The organism is Shewanella sp. SW24 (assembly GCF_025653395.1).
GTDB classification, from domain to species: domain Bacteria; phylum Pseudomonadota; class Gammaproteobacteria; order Enterobacterales; family Shewanellaceae; genus Shewanella; species Shewanella oncorhynchi.
Window position 1 is genome coordinate 59,369 of the sequence record NZ_JAKKSH010000011.1, and the last position, 22,623, is coordinate 81,991.

General features: G+C 45.7%; 21 protein-coding genes. 5 read left to right on the forward strand and 16 right to left on the reverse strand.

The features are described from left to right. Position 1: 1 nt before the first annotated feature. The 10 genes from L5M17_RS10925 to L5M17_RS10970 all read right to left on the reverse strand — a co-directional run bounded on the left by L5M17_RS10925 (position 2) and on the right by L5M17_RS10970 (position 9,106). Positions 2–1,066: a sulfate/molybdate ABC transporter ATP-binding protein gene (locus L5M17_RS10925; protein ID WP_263147356.1), complete on the reverse strand. Its 1,065-nt coding sequence runs from the start codon at positions 1,064–1,066 to the stop codon at positions 2–4. A gap of 27 nt (positions 1,067–1,093) precedes the next feature. Beyond that, the gene (gene cysW, locus L5M17_RS10930) at positions 1,094–1,945 is read right to left on the reverse strand and encodes a sulfate ABC transporter permease subunit CysW (protein WP_263147359.1); all 852 of its coding nucleotides are present in this window, start codon (positions 1,943–1,945) and stop codon (positions 1,094–1,096) included. A 4-nt stretch (positions 1,946–1,949) separates the two neighbouring features. Further along, the gene (gene cysT, locus L5M17_RS10935) at positions 1,950–2,774 is read right to left on the reverse strand and encodes a sulfate ABC transporter permease subunit CysT (protein ID WP_011790693.1); all 825 of its coding nucleotides are present in this window, start codon (positions 2,772–2,774) and stop codon (positions 1,950–1,952) included. Positions 2,775–2,842: 68 nt separating this feature from the next. Continuing rightward, entirely contained in the window at positions 2,843–3,856 is a 1,014-nt protein-coding gene (locus tag L5M17_RS10940; RefSeq protein ID WP_263147367.1) for a sulfate ABC transporter substrate-binding protein, read from the reverse strand. An 88-nt stretch (positions 3,857–3,944) separates the two neighbouring features. Further along, positions 3,945–4,118 carry a YezD family protein gene (locus L5M17_RS10945; RefSeq protein WP_011790691.1) on the reverse strand — a complete coding sequence of 58 codons (174 nt, stop codon included), beginning with the start codon at positions 4,116–4,118 and terminating at the stop codon, positions 3,945–3,947. A 210-nt stretch (positions 4,119–4,328) separates the two neighbouring features. Then, a complete protein-coding gene (locus tag L5M17_RS10950) occupies positions 4,329–4,838 on the reverse strand; it encodes an alpha/beta hydrolase (protein WP_263147370.1) in 510 nt (169 codons plus the stop codon). A gap of 259 nt (positions 4,839–5,097) precedes the next feature. Then, positions 5,098–6,600, reverse strand: a complete 1,503-nt coding sequence (locus tag L5M17_RS10955) for a DUF3300 domain-containing protein (protein ID WP_263147372.1) — start codon at positions 6,598–6,600, stop codon at positions 5,098–5,100. 148 nt (positions 6,601–6,748) lie between these two features. Beyond that, positions 6,749–8,113: an ATP-binding protein gene (locus tag L5M17_RS10960; RefSeq protein ID WP_105250673.1), complete on the reverse strand. Its 1,365-nt coding sequence runs from the start codon at positions 8,111–8,113 to the stop codon at positions 6,749–6,751. Further along, positions 8,106–8,801 carry a response regulator transcription factor gene (locus L5M17_RS10965; protein WP_263147376.1) on the reverse strand — a complete coding sequence of 232 codons (696 nt, stop codon included), beginning with the start codon at positions 8,799–8,801 and terminating at the stop codon, positions 8,106–8,108. The genes L5M17_RS10960 and L5M17_RS10965 overlap by 8 nt, the downstream gene beginning before the upstream one ends. A 2-nt stretch (positions 8,802–8,803) precedes the next feature. After that, the gene (locus L5M17_RS10970; protein ID WP_105250671.1) at positions 8,804–9,106 is read right to left on the reverse strand and encodes a PepSY domain-containing protein; all 303 of its coding nucleotides are present in this window, start codon (positions 9,104–9,106) and stop codon (positions 8,804–8,806) included. A gap of 367 nt (positions 9,107–9,473) precedes the next feature. Between L5M17_RS10970 and L5M17_RS10975 the strand changes: the two genes are divergently transcribed. Then, complete coding sequence (locus L5M17_RS10975) at positions 9,474–10,421, forward strand: choice-of-anchor H family protein (RefSeq protein ID WP_263147378.1); 948 nt, start codon at positions 9,474–9,476, stop codon at positions 10,419–10,421. An 80-nt stretch (positions 10,422–10,501) separates the two neighbouring features. Beyond that, positions 10,502–10,975 carry a peroxiredoxin gene (locus L5M17_RS10980; RefSeq protein WP_113940228.1) on the forward strand — a complete coding sequence of 158 codons (474 nt, stop codon included), beginning with the start codon at positions 10,502–10,504 and terminating at the stop codon, positions 10,973–10,975. Positions 10,976–11,046: 71 nt separating this feature from the next. On the opposite strand, the gene L5M17_RS10985 is transcribed toward L5M17_RS10980, so the two are convergent. From L5M17_RS10985 to L5M17_RS10995, 3 genes are all read right to left on the reverse strand, one after another. Further along, positions 11,047–11,436, reverse strand: coding sequence for a YgiW/YdeI family stress tolerance OB fold protein (locus L5M17_RS10985; RefSeq protein WP_113940229.1), 390 nt, complete (start codon positions 11,434–11,436; stop codon positions 11,047–11,049). A 154-nt stretch (positions 11,437–11,590) separates the two neighbouring features. Further along, complete coding sequence (locus L5M17_RS10990) at positions 11,591–12,856, reverse strand: sensor histidine kinase (RefSeq protein ID WP_263147383.1); 1,266 nt, start codon at positions 12,854–12,856, stop codon at positions 11,591–11,593. Further along, positions 12,828–13,496, reverse strand: a complete 669-nt coding sequence (locus L5M17_RS10995; protein WP_131525518.1) for a response regulator transcription factor — start codon at positions 13,494–13,496, stop codon at positions 12,828–12,830. The genes L5M17_RS10990 and L5M17_RS10995 overlap by 29 nt, the downstream gene beginning before the upstream one ends. 86 nt (positions 13,497–13,582) lie before the next feature. Here L5M17_RS10995 and L5M17_RS11000 point away from each other — a divergent pair, with 86 nt between their 5' ends. Then, complete coding sequence (locus tag L5M17_RS11000) at positions 13,583–14,875, forward strand: DUF5666 domain-containing protein (RefSeq protein WP_263147387.1); 1,293 nt, start codon at positions 13,583–13,585, stop codon at positions 14,873–14,875. Positions 14,876–14,912: 37 nt separating this feature from the next. On the opposite strand, the gene L5M17_RS11005 is transcribed toward L5M17_RS11000, so the two are convergent. From L5M17_RS11005 to ompR, 3 genes are all read right to left on the reverse strand, one after another. After that, positions 14,913–16,883 carry a methyl-accepting chemotaxis protein gene (locus L5M17_RS11005; RefSeq protein WP_263147390.1) on the reverse strand — a complete coding sequence of 657 codons (1,971 nt, stop codon included), beginning with the start codon at positions 16,881–16,883 and terminating at the stop codon, positions 14,913–14,915. A gap of 128 nt (positions 16,884–17,011) precedes the next feature. Further along, on the reverse strand, positions 17,012–18,328 hold the full coding sequence (gene envZ, locus L5M17_RS11010; protein ID WP_263141451.1) for a two-component system sensor histidine kinase EnvZ: 1,317 nt from the start codon (positions 18,326–18,328) through the stop codon (positions 17,012–17,014). Positions 18,329–18,370: 42 nt separating this feature from the next. Beyond that, positions 18,371–19,096 (reverse strand): two-component system response regulator OmpR, encoded by a 726-nt coding sequence (ompR, locus tag L5M17_RS11015; protein WP_006079507.1) that lies wholly within the window; start codon positions 19,094–19,096, stop codon positions 18,371–18,373. A 394-nt stretch (positions 19,097–19,490) separates the two neighbouring features. On the opposite strand from ompR, the gene greB reads away from it, so the two are divergent. Both greB and L5M17_RS11025 read left to right on the forward strand, forming a co-directional pair. Further along, positions 19,491–19,994, forward strand: a complete 504-nt coding sequence (greB, locus tag L5M17_RS11020; protein ID WP_105250662.1) for a transcription elongation factor GreB — start codon at positions 19,491–19,493, stop codon at positions 19,992–19,994. A 162-nt stretch (positions 19,995–20,156) separates the two neighbouring features. After that, complete coding sequence (locus L5M17_RS11025; RefSeq protein WP_263147394.1) at positions 20,157–22,520, forward strand: Tex family protein; 2,364 nt, start codon at positions 20,157–20,159, stop codon at positions 22,518–22,520. Positions 22,521–22,623: the final 103 nt, after the last annotated feature.

Sequence of the window (22,623 nt, forward strand, 5' to 3'; positions counted from 1 at the left end):
GCTAAATGCCTTCCCCTAAAAAGACTTTGGTATAGCGCGGCTGGATCCAAGCGCTATCGCCTTTGTTTATGCCAAGCCGTTTAAATTGCACTTTAGATAATTCAACATGGATCAGTTGGTTATCTAGCTCAGTTAGGACTTCTAATCTCACTGCTGGGCCAACTATGGTCACTAAGTCTAAACTGACTTTAAGGGCATTTTCAATTGGTTGTGTCAGTACTTCAATCTCGTGTGGGCGCACATAGGCTAAGCCTTGTTGCTCTTCGTTAATCGTGTGCTCAGGTGAGGGAATGTGAATATTGCCTATAGTGCTATGCCCTTGTTTTACTCGGGCATGAAATAGGTTCACATTGCCAAGAAACTCGTACACAAAAGGATTGCTTGGATTATCATAGACTTCTTCTGGCGTACCTTGCTGCTCGATACGGCCTTGATTCATCACCACGATTTTGTCTGCGACTTCGAGTGCTTCTTCCTGATCATGGGTCACAAATACGGTAGTGACATTAATCTCATCGTGTAAGCGTCTTAACCAGCGGCGTAATTCTGCGCGCACTTTTGCATCGAGCGCGCCAAAGGGTTCGTCTAACAGTAGAACCTTAGGTTCGACCGCAAGCGCGCGGGCGAGTGCGATGCGTTGCCTTTGACCGCCTGAAAGTTGTGATGGATAGCGATTAGCAGTCCAATCTAATTGGACGAGTTTGAGTAATGAATGCACCTTATCGGCAATTTCTGCCTTAGTCGGACGTGTCTTTCGTGGTCTGACTGTGAGTCCATAGGCGACATTTTCGAATACAGTCATATGTTTAAACAGGGCGTAATGTTGGAATACAAAACCGACACCGCGTTCACTCACATGCTGTGTGGTGATGTCTTCGCCATTAAATCTGACTATGCCACTGTCGGCCTGTTCGAGTCCGGCAATAATCCTGAGTAAAGTTGTTTTGCCTGAGCCGGATGGGCCTAAAAGGGCCGTCAGCTCTCCGGTTTTGATCTCTAAATTGACCGAGTCCACGGCAACAAAATCACTAAAACGCTTATTAACTTGTTGAATGTGTATGCTCATAATGCTCTGTTCCCAAGGACGTTGCGTTTAGTTAATTTGATGTTTGCGCTCATCTTTCCACTCCACGAGGCTTTTCAGCACGATAGTGACCAGTGCTAAACCTGTGAGCAGGGATGACACGGCAAACGCGGCCGTAAACATGTATTCGTTATAAAGCACTTCTATGTGTAGCGGCATAGTATTGGTCTCACCGCGAATGCGTCCAGAGACCACTGCTACCGCCCCAAACTCGCCCATAGCACGGGCATTACACAGGATCACGCCGTAGAGTAAGCCCCACTTAATGTTCGGCAGTGTGACATACCAAAAGGTCTTTAAACCACTGGCACCTAAGGTGAGTGAGGCCTCTTCTTCATCTTTGCCCTGTTGCTGCATCAGTGGGATGAGTTCACGGGCAATAAAGGGTAAAGTGCCGAACATGATGACAATGACTATGCCCGGAACGGCAAAAATCACTTTTAAATCATGGGCAGCAAGCCAAGGCCCAAACCAGCCTTGGGCACCAAAGAGGATCACAAAAATCAGCCCGACCACGACGGGTGAGATAGCGAAGGGCATATCGATTATTGAGATCAGTATGGTTTTGCCTCTAAACTCAAATTTAGCAATGGCCCAAGCGATGGCTACACCAAAAATAGCATTAGTGGGTACAACAATAATTAACACTAACATGGTGAGTCGAATGGAAGCGAGCGCATCGGGATCTGTCACGGCTTGCCACCAGACCTTGAGACCCGCTTTAAAGGCGCCGTAGAGCACAACCGCTAATGGCAAAACCAGAAACAGTGCGAGAAAGCTTAATGCGATCCCGATTAAACTCCACTTTATCCAAGGAGCCTCAGTAGTAGCGTGATGATTTACAGTCGATATTTGGCCCATAGACTTAACCTCTTTTACTCGCCCACCACTGTAGGCTATTAATTAATAACAATAAGAGGAAAGCTGCTGCGAGCATGACCACGCCGATAGCCGCGGCGCCGTTATAGTCATATTGCTCAGCTTTGGACACTATCAGTAGCGGAGTAATTTCGGTGCGATAGGGCAAATTGCCCGAGATAAAAATGACGGAACCATATTCACCCACAGCACGCGCAAAGGCTAAGGCGTAACCCGTTAATAATGCAGGTAATACCGCAGGTAGGATCACTCTTCTTATGGTGGTTAATCGATTAGCACCGAGGGATGCTGAGGCTTCTTCGAGTTCCTTTGAAAAGTCAGCCAAAACCGGTTGCACTGTTCGGACGACAAAGGGCAATCCAATGTAAGTTAAGGCGATCACAACACCAATCTGACTGTAGGCGACTTTAATGCCCCATAAATGTAAATATTGACCTACCCACCCGGTAGTCGAATAAAGCGTTACGAGCGCGATACCTGCGACAGCCGTCGGTAAGGCAAAAGGTAGATCGACTAAAGCATCGACGACTTTTTTACCAAAAAATTGATAACGTACTAACACCCAAGCGACGAGAGTCCCAAAAATGGCATTAATACTGGCGCCAATAAAAGACGCCGTAAATGACAGCTTGTATGAGGCTACAACCTGAGGATGACTAATGGCGACCCAAAAGTCAGCCCAACTCATTTGCAGCGTAAACAGAACTAATCCGGCTACAGGAATAAGAAATAGCAAACTTAAATATAAAACTGAGAAGCCTAAGGTAATACCAAATCCAGGTAGCACAGATTTTATGACAACCTTGCTCATATCATTATTCCGTAGCGAGATAAGTGAAACTCATGGGCGGTTTCGAATGAGTGAAACCGCATAAAAGATTACTTGCTAATCTTGGTTAAAATAGAATCGAATTGACCACCATCATTAAAATGCGTTTTTTGTGCTTTGTTCCAGCCACCAAAAACCTCATCAATGGTAAAGAGCGTCAGTTGTGGAAATTTGTCTTTGTATTGCAACGCAACGTCTGGGTTTGTTGGGCGATAAAAGTGTTTTGCAGCTAGGTGTTGTGCTTCATCAGTATAGAGATGTGCTAGGTAAGCTTCTGCTAACTTACGTGTCCCTTTGCGATCGACATTTTTATCTACCACTGTCACTGGTGGCTCGGCAAGAATACTGACACTTGGAACAATAATTTCAAATTCACCTTTTCCTAACTGCTCAACAGATAATATGGCTTCATTTTCCCAAGCGATGAACACATCGCCAATGTTACGCTGTACAAAGGTATTGGTTGCGCCACGGGCGCCTGAGTCCAGCACAGGTACGTTTTTATAAATCTGAGTAACAAACTCTAACGCTTTTTCTTCTGAGCCGTATTGCTTCAGTGCATAACCCCAAGCAGCGAGATAGTTCCAGCGCGCCCCAACTGAAGTCTTAGGATTTGGGGTAATGACTTCTACACCTTCACGAACTAAGTCATTCCAGTCATGGATATTTTTGGGATTTCCCTTACGAACCAATAGCACTATGGTCGAGGTATAGGGCGAGCTATTGTGTGGCAGGCGACTTTGCCAATTTTCAGGAATTAAATCCGCTTTTTGCCTTAATGCATCAACGTCATAGGCCAGTGCCAGAGTGACAACATCCGCTTCTAATCCATCAATAACTGAGCGAGCTTGCGAGCCTGAACCACCATGAGATTGACGTATGGTTGGGGCTTTATGGCCCTGTTTTTGCCAATATTGGCTAAAGAGTTGGTTATATTCCCGATAGAATTCACGGGTTGGATCATAGGAAACATTCAATAGCGTATCTTCAGCGAGTGCGAGAAAACTAGCCGAGGCCAAAACTAAGGTGAGTGTTGCTTTTTGTAGGTGAGATAAAATATTCATACCGAAATCCTCATATTATTTAATAAGGCTTCCGGTTGACCGGTCAGCGATGTGGTCTAACTGTGTTGATTGGGTGGTAAATTTCGTTTTATTTCGACGGCGTAACTTGGTCTAAACGAATTTTTTCTTTCTTTTCTAATTGCACTAATTTCCCATGGTGAAAGGTTAATTCCACTGTCCCAAACTCAATTCTACCCAGTAGTTTTTCTAAACTATTGACGAGCAAGGGGATCACGGTTTGTAGATCTTCTTTGGTTGCCATATAAGTCCTCATGTAAGTGGTTTTTGACAACGTAATTGGAATTATAATCAAATATTGATAACTAAAAAGTTACATTTTGCGATTTGATATTCTTTTATGTAATAAGTGTGTCTTTTGTGTGTTTGAGTTTACGAGATCGTTAGACTGGCTCTGAGTTGCACTTTCTATTTGATAGATAAGATTACCAATAAGCACATCAATGAGGGGCCACTATCCATGTCCGGAATCGACATTAATGTGGCCACTTAACCCTAAGTTGATTGTTGGGAATCCAAATTTCTTTGCCAGTTTTGCAGCTTGATTAAAGGGCATCCAAGGATCGTTTTCACTGGCAATGACAAGCCCTGCGACACCTAAGGGATGTTTTGGCAACAAGTGTTTGATCGTTTGAGTGCCATCGTGTTCAGGCAGAATGTGTCCATTCTCAGAAAATCGTGCTGGTGATGCTGGCGCGACTAAAATAGCTGCTGCTACCTGCTGTGGATGATGAGCGATGGCAAGGCTTGTCGCTAAACAGCCAAAACTGTGGGCGAGGATGAGGATTTCACCTTCGATTTGATCGATTGCGCGGCAAATGGCATTGGCCCAGATATGAATCTTAGGCTCCAATAGTGGTAAGTCATTGACCCATATAGCTGATTCATATTTTTGTGCAATCCAACTTTGCCAATGTAAAGGGCCGCTACCACCAAACCCTGGCACAATTAATAAGGTTGCCATATTTCATCCTCCAAGATGTGAATTGATAAGAGAGCCAAATGACGACCGGATGAAGCCAGTTTGACTCGCACTCTGACTATATCTACAAATTTGGTTATTAAAATTGTTATTTGTAGTTCATTTTGGAATATGAGATATATTTAGGATCTTAACTCTGGAGGAAGTTGCCTTTGTGAGGTGATGTTACAGATAAATAATCCATAAAAATGCCCAGTAAGAGGGTGAGTCTTCTGGGCACTCGTTTTCAGTTTATATCTTGTTATTCCCTATGACGGCGTTCTTGGCTTTGAGTTGATCGACCTTGGTTATGTTCTACCGAGCGAGCGGTTTGCGCATTTTGGCGTGGCTCACTTTGTCTCACTCTCACTTCTTCGCGTTGTCTAGGCGCCGCTTGTCTTGGTTGTTCAATCCGTTGTGGCTCTGTACGTCTTGTTTCAGGTCGTGGCGTTTCAACTCTTGGGGTCATAGTTCTTGGTTTTTCTTGCCTTTGTGACAGTGCCCTTTGTTGATCGACATTACGCGGCTGTGACTCCCGAGTTTGGTATTGCCTTTGCTGAGGCTCCTTTGATGACATTGGCTTTGACTGCACGGGTCTTGATTGCATGTCATTACGCTCCTTGTGGGTTGGTGTTTGTACCATAGGGGCGGAGCGATGCTCCTTTAACTCGGCTTGTGTTTTCTGATAACTCGGCGTGCGGTTATCACGTTCACGGCTGACGTTGTGATAGTCTTTATTATCACGACTTTTATTGCCCTGATTACTCATATTACCCAGATTACTATGGGTATCTTGGCGTTCTTTAGACTTCGAATATTGGCTATTGAAGTGCTGTTTACTGCCGCTGGAGTGTGAATCTCTGCCGCGATATTTATCATCATGGTAATAGCGTTGTTTCACCACTGGATTGTGATAACTCACACCGCGTCTATGTTCGGGTTTATGTTTCCAAGGTTGTGCGCCATGGCTAACACTGTATCTTTCCCGTGGGCGATATCGGTGTGAATGGCGATAGTCGATCACCACCACTTTATGGTTGTGCCAGTGGAACGAACTGAAGAAGTAGTTAAAGGAAATATGGATGCCCGGTGACCAGTAGAAATGGTTATGACTCGGACGATAGGGATAGCCAGCATAGCCGCCAAATTCCCAATATACAGGAGGATAAGCCACACCCCAACGCCATGTGCCGTAAACCACGCGTGGATCGTAATAGGGGACGTAGACGATTTCTCGCTTAGCGGGTTCTATGATGATCTGATTGTTGGCGCGGGTAATTGCCATGTTATCCATGTCTGCTAAGCTATTCGCTTTATCAGCCTGTTGTCTTAGGGACTGAATGCTGTTCATCACTTGGCCTTCATCTTCTAAGAAGGCTTCACCGAGTCTTTGAGTCCATTCGAGATCTTCACTCATTTTTTGCAGCAGAGTCGGGAAGGCCAGCAAGGCTTTGACGCTCGGGTCCCAGTCCTGATCTTCGGCTTGCGACATAATTTGGTCGATCGATGATTTGGGGCGCAGGGTTAACCAACGCTGCGCCTGCACTAATTCGAGTGGATAAGTTGAAGCGATAAGTATGTGGGTCAGTAAGCTATCGGGATACAAGGCAATAGGCGCCAGCATTTGTTCGAGTTCGGCTTGGCTTGCCGCTGTGCTCGAGCCTTGGCTCACAGATATGCCCGCAGCCTGTGCTGTGGTAGTGAAAGGCAAGGCCACTAATGCCGCCGTTAACACTAGCCAATTCCATCGATGTAGTCTGTTCATGGTTTGCTCCAATAATCCTGTTCGAGGATGTTATGGGCATATTAGGCGCGTGAATATGAACATAAGCTGAAAGTGTTTTGCGGTTAAATATTTATTCATAGCCAAACTTTAAGAGAAGTCATAAATCTATCGCATTGAAAATAAAGACTTAAACTGAGTGTGCAAAGCTGATGCTAAATTTGGCACCACCTAAGGTTTCTGAACGAGAGACTGAAATTCTGCCGTTATAGCTGTCGACTAAATCGCGCACGATAGCAAGCCCAATACCATTACCTTGAAGGTAGGAGTCTGCGCGAATACCACGTTCAAAGATTTGATTTTGCAGGGCTTCACTGATCCCTGGGCCATCATCTTCGATACAGATTAGCAGTTGATAGGCATCGCCTGTGACCGTTAATGTCACCGTAGACTTCGCGGCTTTACAGGCGTTGTCGAGTAAATTGCCTAGAATTTCAGTCAGATCTGCTTCATCCCCCTTGAATACTGCGTGTTCTACCATCTCGCCGCTGAGATTGATTTGTGGCTCTCGATAAATTTTAGCTAATGTGCGTAATAACTTAGCGGCGACTTCATCGACACGAATACCTAAATGCCACGAGGCCGCCGCTGCGGTTTGGGCGCGTTTTAGCTGGTGGCCAATGATCCTGCTGATCACTGATACTTGCTCACTAGAGGATTCGCTTAAGTCGGCCTGACTCTTGATCACCGCCAGTGGTGTTTTGAGGCTATGGGCTAGGTCGGCCAAGGCATTACGATAGCGTTTTCGTTGGGTTTGTTCGGTATTGAGCAAAATATTAAGCTGCCGAGCAACCGCTTGTAATTCAGTGGGGTATTGGCTACTTAGCTGCATCGACTTACCTTGCTCGACGGAATGTAACTCTTGGGTAAAGCGTGCTAAAGGTCGCAACGTCCACAGTAACCAACTTAATTGAAACACTAACATGACTAACATTAAGATCAGCAGCCAAGTCCAAAGCTGTTGATTAAACTGATCAATTTGCTGCTGAAATTCTCGCTCGTCTTTAATGATGTGGATTGTCACTGGCACGTTTTGATTTTGGCTGGCAAAACTGACACTAAAGCTATAAATCAAATGGAGTTGATCGGCGAGCTCGATTTGCTCAAATGCGCTTTGACCTGTGGCTGGGATGGTAAAATGTGGCGGTGGCGTAATCCCCATAAAAGATTGCGAGTGCCACACTATATCTTGTTTGCCGCTGGCGTCTTCAGTGGTTGCAATGGCATACAGTCCTGATTGAATGAGGTTAAAACGATTCTCTAACACTAACTCTGGGATGGAGATTTGTTTGTTTTCGACTTCAGTCACCGCGAGAATCGAATAGACATAGGCACTGAGTTCATTCTTGGTTGCGCTTTTAACTTGTTCAGTAAAGGCATCGTTTAAGGCAACGCCGATCAAAGGTAATAACACTAAGATAAATAATAGCGCGCTGGCAACTAAGCGTGCTTTTAGGGAGTTCAACACTTGCCACGCCATGGCGCGTTTACTCATCGGCTGCTTGCCCGGACGTTAACGCTTTTAGGCGATAACCTTGGCCGCGCAGAGTTTCAATTAAGTTGTATTGATTATCTGGGTCGAGTTTTTTGCGTAACCGGCGGATAAAGACTTCGATGACGTTAGAATCTAAATCAAAATCCTGATCGTAAATATGCTCTGTGAGTACAGTTTTTGATTTGACTTCGCCTTGATGCAACATAAAAAATTCGAATAGCTTGTATTCAGAACCACTGAGATTAACCAGTTCTTCGCCTTTACGTACTTCTAGACTGCTGGTGTTAAGGCTAAAGGGGCCGTTGTAGATCAGGGGGCTGGCCTTACCGGCGGAGCGACGGATCAGGGCTTTTAGTCGTGCGATGAGTTCTTGGGGATGGAAAGGTTTCGTCAGATAGTCGTCGGCACCGGCATCGAGTCCTTCAACCTTATCTTGCCAACTGTCCCTTGCGGTTAAAATCAGGATAGGAAAGTCGCGTTTTTGTTCACGCACGCTACGGATCAAGGCGATACCATCGAGTTTAGGTAAACCTACATCGATAATTGCTGCATCATAGTTGTATTCGAGCGCTTGAAATAAGCCTTCTTCACCATTACTCGCCACATCGATACTGTAATGGGCATCGAGGAGATGTTGCTTTAAGTTAGTCTGTAGTTCTATATCATCTTCAACTAGTAACAATCGCATCGTTAGTTCCTCGAGACTCGGCCCGTTGCGGCATCTACTGAAACAGAAAATACTTGGCCATCATTATTGAGGATTTTAATACGATATCCCGATCCGCTGGATTGTACACTCAATACTTTGCCTTGAAATTGTCGTTGCGCCATTGCCACCGCTTGATCAGGGCTATTGACCGCTAGACGGCGCTGCTCATTCTTCGCACCTTGGTTACGAGGCTGATTGCGATCATCATGTCTATCATTACCAGCTATGCAACCAAAGGAGGCTGATAAGCAAGTGATTAGGGCCAAGGTCAAACCAAGTTTCATATCGGGTACCCGCAATGTTCAGCGATCTTAAGTTAATGAGTGAGATGGATAACTTATCGAGTCGACTAAGAATACCTCATCACCTTAACAAACACATAGAGATCAGCCAATTGGTTGGCACAATTCCTTCAAAATTAACTCTGGCAGTTATTTTGTTATTCGTGACAGAACTGAAGTTCTGTTGGCGAGTCTATCTCTATGCTCGCGCTTGTATCGTTTAAGTTTTGTAAGTGTTACCCATTCCAGATGAACTCGGGCTGAACGTATCTTCTGGCTGAGAACAGTGGGCGTTGATGTTCAGCTTATGTTCACCTTCATTGCACTTTAATAGCTCCAATTTGAACGGGTTATCCATAGGATATTCAAGATGAACACACTCAATAAGCAAGATATGGCAGCCACAGTTAATATTAAGCTGTTTATGGCAACGGCTATTGCTGCGCTGTTTTTAGCGTCATCTGTCGCTAGCGCTCAGCCCCGCGAACTGGAGTCATCGCAAAGCTTAACGCCATTTACTGCAGCCAGCGTTGGCATTGCTAAAAAAGCGGAAAATAGCGAGCAAGCTGCCGAGCAGGAACAACAAGCTTTAGCTTTGTTACAACAAGCCGCGCCCGCAAAAAATGTCACTGAAGTCGCCGCTGCGGCCGTGAAATCCTTGGCGCCAGCAGCCTTATCATCCAAAGCGCCGACGACAAACCGAGTGCAACTTATGGGCGCCTCGCCTATGACGCGTGAGCAAGTAACTGCGAAACATGCGAGCCAAGGGATTCCGAGTTCGAGCGCGACCAGTGAAGATCCCTACCGCGCACCTGTGTATCACAGCTTTTCGATTTTTGATGCCAGCAGTCGTTTGTTTGAAGACTTTGACTACGATGGTTTTTATCAAACGTTTAGCGTGACCTTCGACGTTGATGTCAATGGTTCATATCTTAATGAAAGAGCTGATTTATTTGCCGAGCTTTATCTCAGTCGTGATGGTGGCCCTTGGGTGCATTACTACACCACAGACGTATTTACCATTTACGGCGATTCGACACAGGACGATTACGAAGTGTTGACCACGCTCTACACGGGTTATGCGACGGATCACTATGATGTGTTGATTGATGTGTATGAAGTGGGTTACAGCGATATTGTTGCGACCATTAGCGCCGATGAGACCGATAGTTTGTATGCGCTGCCATTGGAGAGTAGCGATCGAGACAGAGAGCCCGACATTATCGTTGTTGAGGAAAGTGGCGGCGCCTTCTCAGTATTAGGTTTGTTATGTCTTAGTTTGTGTGCGGGGCTGCGGTTGAATCGAACTCGAGTCTAATCGCCCTTATTTCTCTCGGTGTTTATCTGCGGTAAATAGGGCTAGTATGGATGAGTTATTTTAACTAAATGGAGAAAGACATGATTGCTCAAGGTCAAACATTACCCGCGGCCACATTAGGTCAACTGACTAAAGATGGCATGGTGAATCACCAAGTTACCGAATTGTTCGCGGGTAAAAAAGTCGTATTGTTTGCAGTGCCAGGTGCTTTTACTCCAACGTGTTCTGAAGCGCATTTACCTGGCTATGTGGTATTAGCCGATCAATTTAAAGCGAAAGGCGTGGATTTGATTGCCTGTGTTGCTGTGAACGATGCCTTTGTGATGAAAGCGTGGGGCGAAGCCCAAAATGCCTCTGAATTAATGATGTTAGCCGATGGCGATGCCAGCTTTACTAAAGCCTTAGGTTTAGAGATGGATACTGCCGGTTTTGGTGGCGTGCGTTCACAACGTTACGCCATGATCATCGATAATGGTGTAGTGACTCTACTGAATGTAGAAGAGCCAAAGGCTTTTGAAGCCAGTAAAGCTGAAGTTGTTTTGGCTGCTATCTAAGCGTATTTAAGACATGAAGTTTGAATGTGACCAAAGCCAGCCATTCATTGGCTGGCTTTAACTAAATCAATTTATTGTACGATTTGAATGTTGTCTGCATCTATGGTCACTTCAGACCAATCTTTATCCACTTCACCACGAATAATGACCTGAGTCTCAGGTGTTACTGTGTTGCCGCGCCATAAATCATCATCAATTTCGACCTTAATATCACCCGTAGCGTCACGGAAAATATAATCATCGTGTCCAATGGAAGAAATGATATGGCCCGTTAACTCAATTTGGGCGTCATCACTGGCATTGAGCGCGCTCACCACATCATGAATCACTTGTCTTGCGCTCGGCCCTTGGAAGCCACCCTGTATTTGAGGTTCACCCGTTGTAGGTTGAAAGCCTGCTTGGCTGGCCATAGTCGTGAATGAAAGTGCCATTGCGAAAACGGTAAGAGTCATTTTATTCATCTGTTTGTCCTTTCTATGGTTTTATGTAACTCAGCCTCAATGGCTATTACAGTGTTGCGAGCATAGTGCCAAGACAAGCGTGAAGCGGTTGTGAAGATTGGGTTTGCAACTCAGAATTTGCTAAAACGAGGTCATTTATCCAAGCTAACTTCAGTTAATGGGCATTATCTATAAACTGAACATAAGCCTGATAGCTAGCACCATCGTTTTGGGTTGAAAATGCCCAGCCCATTCGCTCGCAAATACGTTCAATAATAATTAATCCGCAGCCATAGCCTGATGTATCAGTACTTTGAGTGCTTAGTGGATTCAGTATCCATAATTGGTTGCTTTGCATCGTAATTTCAATGTTTCCGGCACTGTAATTGAAAGCATTTTTAATTAAATTACCTATCACTATGTCAATAAAGCTCAGTGGCGCCTTGATGCTCAAGCAATCTTTAAGCGTTAAGCTGTAGGTGATTTCTTGCTTGGCAAAATGCTGCGCCATTTCAGCTAAAATGTGTTCAAGGCGTGGTGCTAAATCAATTTGGCTGTAGTGCTGGGATTCAATGTCTTCTTTTCCGAGAAGTAAAAAGGCCTCGGTGAGCGTTTTCATTTGATGCCCTGCGTAATCAATACGTGTAATGGCTTTTTTGACCATTAATTGTTGAGCCTCGGTTGTCGCATTGGGGATTTTATTGAGTAATTCGACCGAACCTTGGATCACCATAATGGGCGTGCGTAGTTCATGGGAGGCAAAACGGCTAAATTCTTGTTCCCGAGTGAAGTAGGCGGCAATTTTAGCTTTGTTGCTTAATAGGGTTTGCTCAATCTGGCGGGTTTCACGGTATGAAGTACTCGGTGTTGATGTCGGTCTTTTTGGTGATAGTTGATTGATTTTATTTTCAATCTCAGCGAGTGGACTGGATAGCAGACGTACAAAATACAATCCATACGCCATGATAAACAGGAGCAAACCTATCCCCATAATAGAGATCAAAATGTGCATTCTATCTTCATAGCTATCAAGGAAATCGTCCGCGTCATCCTTATAAACCACATACAACAGCCCTTGCCCAGAAGGATGAGCGGATATCAAAAAGTGTTTATCTTCGTCACCCAGTTGATGTTCGTAAAATCCGGTATTTTGATAAGGTTGCAGCCAAGCTGGTACAAACTCTTTGCTCCAATATGTTTTCAATTCATTGATATCGGGGAGCTGTGCTTTATCACCAAACCTTTGATAATTCTTTAGATATTCGCGAGTCTCTGTGGCCAGCGTTTGCTCGAGGCTAATCTTCTCAATTTGTTCTTCGGCGATATAAATGAGGCTCCAAAAAATGGCAAACATCAAGCTAGTTAATACTAAAAAAGTGAGGCGGATTTTTTTATATAAACTCGGAAAATGCTCAGGGGATAAGTCGGTAACCTTGGCCATGGATAGTCTCTAATTTTGAGTCTGAAAAACCTTTATCGAGTGCACTGCGTAAGCTGTATATGTGGCTGCGAAGTGAGTCACTCGAAGGAGCATCATCTCCCCATACGGTATCTACCAATTGCTCTTTACTCACGATAGCGGGCGCATGTTTTAGTAACAGTGAAAGAATGGTGCGCTGAATTTTACTGAGCTTAATTTCTTTACCAGCACGGGTAACTTGATGGGTTTGCAAATTTAAACTGATATCACTGAAGCGCAAAATACCCACATCTAAACGTGGGCCACGATTATGCAGTGAATGCAGTCGTAAGCATAATTCTTCCATCGCGAAAGGTTTATTTAAAAAATCATCCCCACCTGATGTAAAAGAATCAATTTTATCCTGCAGACTATCTTTGGCGGTTAAAAATATAATCGGTGTATTACAATAAATTTCTTCACGCAGTTTTTTGACCGTATTAATACCGTCTAATTTGGGCATCATAATATCCATTATGATGACATCGTAATGGTTTTGTTGAATTAAATTGATTGCACTTTCCCCGTGATATGCACAGTCGGCAATAATACCCTCTAGGGTTAAATAATCCATGATTGTTTCAATAACATCATGATTATCATCAACAATTAATACTTTCATAGGTTAATTAATTTCTTCACATTTGCTTGACGATCTTCATACTAAGATGCCCAGCACTGATTTAACAAGACATAATAGGGAAGAAAATGAATAAACTCTTAGTCTGTATTACGGCCATTTTGCTGGCAGGTTGTGGTGGTAATGATTCATCAACAGACACCTCTAAACCCGATCCTATCGTTCCACAACCTACGTTACCCGCAAAAATTAACGGTACAGTAACAAATATCGCTTCTGACAATAATTCGATTACGGTCAACGGATATAGCGTAAATATCGCTAATGCTAAGATTCACTATGGACGACAGCCGTTAGCGGTTAATGCCATTCAAATGGGGATGAGGGTCAAAATAGATAATGAAGGCCAACAGGCTAAAAATGTCATATTAGATCCAAGCCTTGTGGGTGAAATCAGTTCCGTTATTCAAAATACTATTGCCGTTAATGGGATTAATTTAGTCGTTAAACCAGCGGACGCGACCCAGTATAAAGTAGGCGATTGGGTGGCGGTAAATGGTTATCCAACGGTAATGGGAGAATGGCAGGTTAATTCTATAAACCTTATCCCCAATTTTGTGTTTGCTGAAATCGAGGGACGTGTCTCTGGATTAAATAAGACTGCGCAACAATTCAATATCGGTTCGGCAGTGATTAATTATGCCAACGCACGTTTAGAAGGCAGCTTACAGGAAGGCGCATGGGTTGAAGTGGAAGGCCAGCAAAGTGGTGCTTCATTTTTGGCCTCTGAAGTCGAAGTGGAAGATACGGCGTCTTTTAACGATATGGAGCTAGAAGGGACTATTACTTGGGTCAACCAAGATAAAACGCAGTTTGAGCTGAATGCCCGTACTCGACTCTATGTCACTACAAATACTCAATTTGAAGATGGCAAGCAAGCTAACTTGGTTGAAGGCAAGCTAGTCGATGTAGATATTCAATCTATGCCGCAGGGTTTATGGGCCAGAGAAGTTGAATTTGAAACATCACATGATAATGGTGGAATACCTCCAACCTTAGGTAAAAAGTTCGAGCTAGAAGGTCTGGCGACACTGACTACCAATAATCAGCTACAAATTAATGGATTTACATTTGATATTGATGCCAGAACTCAATTCGATGACGGTTTAACTTTAGCGACACTTGACCAAAAATGGATTCAAATAGAAGGAGTTGAACTCGCAGACAACCAGTGGTTAGTGAAAGAAGTTGACCTTGAAGTGCGAAGCAATGAGCTTGATTTGTCGGGTTTAGTGATGCAAAAGACCTTGTGGGGCTATCAAGCGACTGATGCTTCATTAACGCCATTTGAAGGCAAATGGGTTGATGTCGAATGTCAGTTCGATGGCTCTAATATCCACAATTGTCGAATCGACGATTAAACACAAATAGAGAAATTAAGTGAGTAAACGTGCGGTTTTAGGCCGCACGGTTTATTTGGCTTTGCTCAATCCCCAAGCTGGTTTCAATATCTTCTACACTCTGCTGTACTTCTTGGGCGATGACCTCACTTTGCTGTGAACTGGTTTGCGCTTGTTCTTTTAAACTATCCATAGTGCGAACAAATTCATCGAGATAATCGACTTGCTCTTTGGCATTTAGCGAGCCTTGTTTGGCGGTATTAGCCATTTCACTTGCTTGGTTTTGCACTGTTTGCGCCACTTGCCACAGGCTCTGAGCACGCAGTTTCTGGCTGCTGGTGGCCTGTGCTATGCCATCGACACTCTCACTGAGAGCATGATTTGATTGGGTAAGTTGTTGCAGAATTTTCACGATCTCATTCAAAGACACTTGGGTGCGTTGGCTTAAATTACGCACTTCATCGGCCACCACGGCAAAGCCGCGACCTTGCTCGCCAGCCCGCGCAGCTTCGATGGCAGCATTAAGGGCGAGTAAGTTAGTTTGCTCGGCAATATTGCCAATCACATCAATGATTTTCGATACATCCGTCACTGAGTTATTTAGGCTTTCAAGGGACGAATTGCACAGACCGACCGCGGTTTGTGTTTGCTCGGTCGCGCTCAATACCGCCTCTGCTTGTGCTTGACTCGACTGCATTTGGCGCATGGTTTCGGCTGCGCTGTCTTCCACGAGTGCCGAAGTGTGGCTCACCTCATTGGCGAGGCTGCGGATATGCTCGGTCTGTGTTTGCGTATCGGCCACAATCGTTTGGGTGTGCTCTGTGTGTTGTGATAGCTGAGTAATGCGCGCTACCAGTTGGCTTAATGATTGAGAAACCTTCGTGATTTGCTGGCGCTGTGCCTCGTCTTCCTGTTCAAACCTGTGCAGTAACTGGTTGAAATGACCTGCGATTTGGCCCGTCTCGCAGCGACGATTAATATCTAAACGCTCGCGGCTGTTCGATTCGCTTAATTTCATAAAAGCTTGGTTGAGACGTTTTAGCGGTTTGACGACACGATTTTGCTGCAGGATTAAATAACCAATCGCAAACAAGGCCATGATGGAAACCATGGTGTAGAGGATTAGCTGTAACTCATATTTCAGCTGCTGGTTCTTTGCTGCCTGAGCCTCACCTAAACCAATAAGCTGTTGTTCCACATTGCTAATCGCTTGAATGAGTTGATCTTGCATCTCTTGGTTGGTTTGCAGTAATTGGTGGGTATTGGCGACTTCTTTGTTGTATCGATTGGCGAGACTGAGCAGTTCACTGCGGTCACTCTCGCCTATTTCAATTTGTTCCGGTTCGCTGGCACCGAGTGCAAATTCATCTGCTTCTTGCTGTTCATATACGCCGATTAACGGCAGTGCGCTGAGGGAGTCGTGCCACGTATTTAGCTCTTTGCTGGTGCTGTCTAAAATACCCTTGAGCTGCTGATTTTTACCGATCAGATAACCATCGGTCAGCTGGGAAAGTTGGTAGACGATAGAAGGTAAATCGCGGCTCAATTGCAGATATTGTTCGGCGACCGCCGCATTTGTGGCTAAGCCTTTATCGGCATAGCTGCCCAGACGACGGTTGTAGTCGAGCATTTCAGATTCGGCGTGGGCGAGCAGTTGCCTAGGATTGCCTGCGAGTTTACCCGCGGCGCGGTACTTGGTATCTAAATCTTGAATGAAGTTGCTTAGGCTGGCTTGCAAGTCATTGTCGGTAGCGCCCATGGCTGCGAGGTTAAGCTGCGTGAGCTGGTTCTTAATGGCGCTGAGTTTGGTTTTCGCTTGTTCAAGTTGGCTAGCGTTGCCACTGGCTAAATAGCCATCGAGATCGCGGCGTACACCGACGAGAAAATCCTGCTGAATAGCTTGTAATGTAAGTGTTTGCTGCTCAATTTGTTGCCGCTGATCACTGCTCCACAGCACTACGGCTGCTAGCAATCCCGCGAGCAATAACAACAGGGCAGAAGCAGAAAGCGACAGCGTTGAAATTTTCATTTTGCAATCTTCATAATGGTCAGAGCCAGTAACTGTGCTGAGTTTATGAATTTAAGGTGACATTAATATGACAAGTGCTCACTTGGATGTCAGCGTTGTCATTTGATTTGCAAATATGTGATCTCGCGTTATTCCAGCGGCAGCCACACTTGGGCTTTTAAACCGCCTTCGGCGCGGTTGGAGAGGGTAATTTGCCCTTGGTGTCTGTCGATAATCCGTTTGATAATGGCGAGGCCTAGGCCCGAACCAACACTACCACGGGCGATATCACCTTGGGTAAAGGGTTGAAATAGTTTGGTGATTTGTGACTCGTCGATCCCAGGGCCGTTATCTTCAACGCTAAAACCGATACGTTTACCATCGAACTGTGAGCTAATGCGGATCCAGCCTGAACCATAGCGAAAGGCATTTTCGACTAAATTACTCAGTACCCGTTTAATGGCAATCGCTTGGAATTGGGCTTCTGGGCAGTCAGTTAACACCACTTCAATTTCACCAGCGCGATTGGCTTCTGCTTGAGCGATATCTTGAATGAGTTTATTGATTTGGCCTAGCTCACGGCTGGTTTCCTGATCTTGGCGAATATACGCAATAAACTGGCTGATGATGGCGTCCATATCTTCGATATCATTGACTATGCCATCTTTAAGATATTGATCTTCCTCAACCATCATCTCAGAGGCGAGGCGAATACGGGTGAGCGGTGTGCGCAAGTCGTGGGAGATCCCCGCCATCAATAGCGCTCTGTCCTGCTCCAGTTGCTTCATGCTGTTCGCCATCTGGTTGAAAGCATTGGTAACTTCGACAATTTCACTCGAACCTTTTAGCGGCAAGGGATCGGGAAATTCACCGCGGGAGACTGAAATCGCGGCTTTTTGTAGTCGCCTAAGTGGGCGGTTTTGCTGGCGAGCAAACCACCATCCCCCAGCGACACTAAGTGCGCCAATCACCATTAAATAAAGGGTGAGTGGCGAAAGATCTGAAACATTTTGGCCGATAAGTGGCACTTTTATCCAAATCGAGGGCGCCTGTGGTGGACGGATCCAAATCTGTAATACGCTGCCATGGGTGACGCGGACTTCAGCATCGCCGCCAAGATATTCCGACATCTGCGATGACCAGAAACCATAGTAAGTGGCTTGCTCAATACCCGCTTCATGCGCTTGCTGTTGATTGTAGATTTTCATGCCATCGTCGTGGACTTTGGCATTAAGGGCATCGACTATGGTTAAGTGTTCGCGGCCAATATCTATGCCGTCGACAAACAGCAATTTGACTTGGCGAGCGATTAACTGATTGATTTGTTGGTAACTTGGCTTAAGTACATAGACGGCTACCGTGACGTAAGACACCAGCTGATTGATCAGTAATAGGCAACCAATCAGCATCACGGTTTGACTAAATGCGCTGCGTGGAACAAACCGCCACCAAAACTTAGGTTTCATCGTGGGCTCAATAACCGCAGTAGATTAAGATGGCGGCGCGGCTCATCGACGCGCGGCACCATCGGGTACAAACACATAACCTAAACCCCAAACTGTTTGAATGTAGCGAGGATTCGCGGGATCTTTTTCGATTAAGCGGCGCAGACGTGACACTTGCACGTCGATGGAGCGTTCTAGCGCCGAATAATCGCGGCCACGGGCGAGGTTCATTAACTTATCCCGAGACAAGGGCTCGCGTGGATGGGTGACGAGCACTTTAAGTACGGCAAACTCACCGCTAGTGAGTGCGATGGATTCGTCGCCGTGGTACATCTCACGGGTCGCTAAATCCAGCGAGAACTCACCGAAGCTAATTTGTGCTTCCTGCTGAGCGGGCGCACCGGGCACATCTTGGGTTTGGCGACGCATCACGGCTTTGATCCGCGCAAGTAATTCCCGTGGATTGAAAGGTTTTGGCAGATAATCGTCAGCACCCAACTCTAAACCAATAATGCGGTCGACTTCATCGCCCTTGGCCGTCAGCATCACGATCGGAATGGGGTTACCTTGCTGGCGCAGTCTACGACAGATAGACAGGCCATCTTCACCGGGCAACATCAAGTCGAGCACGAGTAAATGGAAGTTTTCGCGTTCTAATAGGCGGTCCATCTGCTCGGCATTGGCCGCGCTTCGCACCTGATAACCTTGCTCCATCAGGTAACGCTCGAGTAACGCTCGCAGGCGCATATCATCATCGACGACGAGGATTTTCGAGGTTTCTTGTCCCATGGGATGTCCTTTAATTGCTCAGATTGGTGCTTATTCTACTGACGAGAAACAGTTAAGATTAACCAACTGGCTGAAATTGAAAACGAATCTGCCTAATATAGCCGCATTCAACCAAGGCGACTAGCTCACCTTAGTAACTTGAATGCGATAAATGCTGACATTGATTGCCCAATGTTAATACTAAGCAAATGAAATTGCATGGGAATACTCGCGTTTATTCACGCTATAGCTGAAATTGTAACTAAATTGGCATCAGTAAAAGAGGTGATTTAAAAGCCATTATGCACAGAGATGATTTAGTGAGTTAACTTTAGCGTCCAGTCTGAGTATCATCAGTCTAATATATTATCCCGCATCAATTGTGGTCGTTTAATCCAACGATTGAGTAATGAGTATGAAAGCGCATTTGATCACCCGACAGGGTTGGCAAACTTTAGATAAAGAATTGAAGTATTTGTGGAAGGAATATCGGCCGCAAATCACCCTTAAAGTCCAAGAAGCGGCGGCGCAGGGCGACCGTAGTGAGAACGCGGACTACACCTACAACAAGCGTTTGTTAAGACAAATTGATGGCCGAGTCAGATACTTAGTTAAGCGGTTAGAAGAATTAAAAATCGTCGATTACTCGCCGCAGCAGGAAGGCAAAATATTCTTTGGCGCTTGGTTTGAGCTTGAAAATGAAGCAGGTGATCGAGTGCGTTATCGGATCGTCGGTAAAGATGAGCTCGATACAAAATTAGGCTATATCACCATCGACTCGCCCATGGCGCGTGCCTTAATCGGCAAGCAAGTGGATGATGAGGTGCTAGTGCAAACGCCATCGGGTCCAAAAGAGTGGTATATCAATCAGATCCGTTATACCCCTTTTGAAACTACTCTCGCCAGCGAGGCGAATTAACCACAGACTTGCCGCTCTTAAAATAGCGGCGGTAGTCACTGGATTGCGGGAAAGATCAAACTCTCTGATTTGACCTAGGCTTTAGCATGAAACATACGGGGCGCCTGTGGTATCTTTGGCGCAATAACGATTTACTTTACAGTTAGGCACGACACTTTATTTATGCAAACTAATGCACATAACATCGCTCTGATTATCGCTCAAGAACTGAATGTTCGTGAGCAACAAGTTGCCGCAACCATCACTCTGCTCGACGATGGCGCGACAGTTCCCTTCGTTGCCCGTTACCGTAAAGAAGCCACAGGCGGTTTAGACGATACACAACTGCGTACCTTGTACACACGTTTAGGTTACCTGCGTGAGCTGAACGACAGACGCCAAGTGATCCTGTCTAGCATCCAAGCTCAGGGTAAGTTAACGCCAGAATTACAATGGGCGATTGACGAGGCAGACAGTAAGACACGCCTCGAAGATTTATACCTGCCCTTCAAACCTAAGCGTCGTACTAAGGGCCAAATCGCTATCGAGGCTGGGCTTGAGCCATTAGCCGATGCATTACTGGCTGATCGTAGCGTAGATGTCGAGACTACAGCGGCAGGCTATATCAATAGCGAAGCGGGTTTTGCCGATGTTAAAGCTGTGCTCGAGGGCGCGCGTTATATCCTGATGGAGCGTTACGCCGAAGACGCTGAATTACTGCGTAAAGTGCGTGAGCATTTAAGCCAAAACAGTGTGTTAGAAAGCCGTTTAATTGCTGGCAAAGAGAAAGACGGCGCGAAGTTCCGCGATTATTTTGAGCATACAGAACAGTTAGCTAAGATCCCATCACACCGTGCACTGGCTATGCTGCGTGGGCGTAATGAAGGTTTCTTAACCTTATCTATGAATGCCGATCCAGCCGCTGAAGCGGGCCAAGGTAGTTACTGCGAAGTGATTATCTGTGATCATTTAGGGCTGAAATTAGGTGATAGCAGCGTTGATCAATGGTTGAAAACTGTGGTGACGGCGACATGGCGTATTAAGATTGCCCTGCAGATGGAAACTGAGTTTATTTCGCAAATGCGCGAACGCGCTGAAGCCGAAGCGATTAAAGTTTTCGCCCGTAATCTAGGTGATTTATTGATGGCCGCTCCTGCGGGCGCGAAAGCCACCATGGGACTCGATCCTGGTTTACGTACCGGTGTTAAAGTCGCTGTGGTCGATAACACGGGTAAGTTGTTGTGCCATGAGACTATTTTCCCACACGCACCGCAAAATCTGTGGGAAAAGTCGATCCGTACTTTGGCTAACTTAGTCAAAATGCATAAGGTTGAGCTGATTGCGATTGGTAACGGCACTGCATCACGGGAAACTGACAAACTGGCTGCTGAGCTGATTGCTGAAGTGAAAGATACCCATCCACATTTGACCAAAGTGATGGTCAGTGAGGCGGGTGCGTCTGTGTATTCTGCATCGGAATTGGCGGCGTTGGAGTTTCCTGATCTTGATGTGTCGATTCGTGGCGCTGTGTCTATCGCCCGCCGCTTGCAAGATCCATTAGCCGAATTGGTGAAGATTGAGCCTAAGTCTATCGGTGTCGGTCAATACCAACACGACGTGAGTCAAAGCCAATTATCGGGTTCGCTGGAAGCCGTGGTGGAAGACTGTGTAAACGGCGTGGGTGTAGATCTCAACATGGCCTCAGTGCCGTTATTGTCACAAGTGGCAGGTTTAAATAAGACGTTAGCGAAAAACGTGGTCGATTATCGCGATGCCAATGGTCAGTTTAAGAATCGTAAAGAGCTGCTGAAAGTGCCGCGTTTAGGGCCTAAAGCCTACGAGCAAGCAGCGGGCTTTTTGCGTATTCGAGAAGGGGACAATCCACTCGATGCCTCGTCTGTGCATCCAGAGGCTTATTCGCTAGTGGAAACTATCGCTAAGACTAAGCAAGTAGAGTTGGCGAGCCTGATGGGTAACTCTGATTTGCTGCGCAGCATCAAGGCAGAAGAGTTTATTACGGCGGAATTTGGTTTGCCGACGGTGACGGATATTTTAGCCGAACTGGATAAACCAGGACGCGATCCCCGCGGTGAGTTCAAAACCGCTAAGTTTAAAGATGGTGTTGAAGAACTTAAGCATCTGAAACCAGAAATGGTACTCGAAGGCGTAGTGACCAACGTGACTAATTTTGGTGCCTTCGTCGATATTGGCGTACATCAAGATGGGCTCGTGCATATCTCTTCTCTAACCGACAAGTTCATCAGCGACCCGCACACTGTGGTGAAAGCGGGAGATGTGGTGAAAGTCAAAGTGATGGAAGTTGACGTTGAGCGCCGCCGCATCGGTTTGAGCATGCGTTTGGATGAAGCTATCGACCAGAGCAAGCCACAGCAAAGACCACACAATCCCGCCAGAACTAATCATGGTAAAACACCGCAGTCAGCGAAACCGGCTGCGCGTCCTGCGCAGAAGCAAACACCTAAAGCGCCAGCAAACGCGGCCATGGGCAATGCCTTTGCCGATGCCTTCGCTAAGCTGAAAAAGTAGACGCTGTAATGTTAATACTCGGACATACGTCATGTCCGAGTCGACTTTTTAACCTGTTACTCACAAAATTGTTGCATAAATGCCGTCTTAGGGAATATAAAGT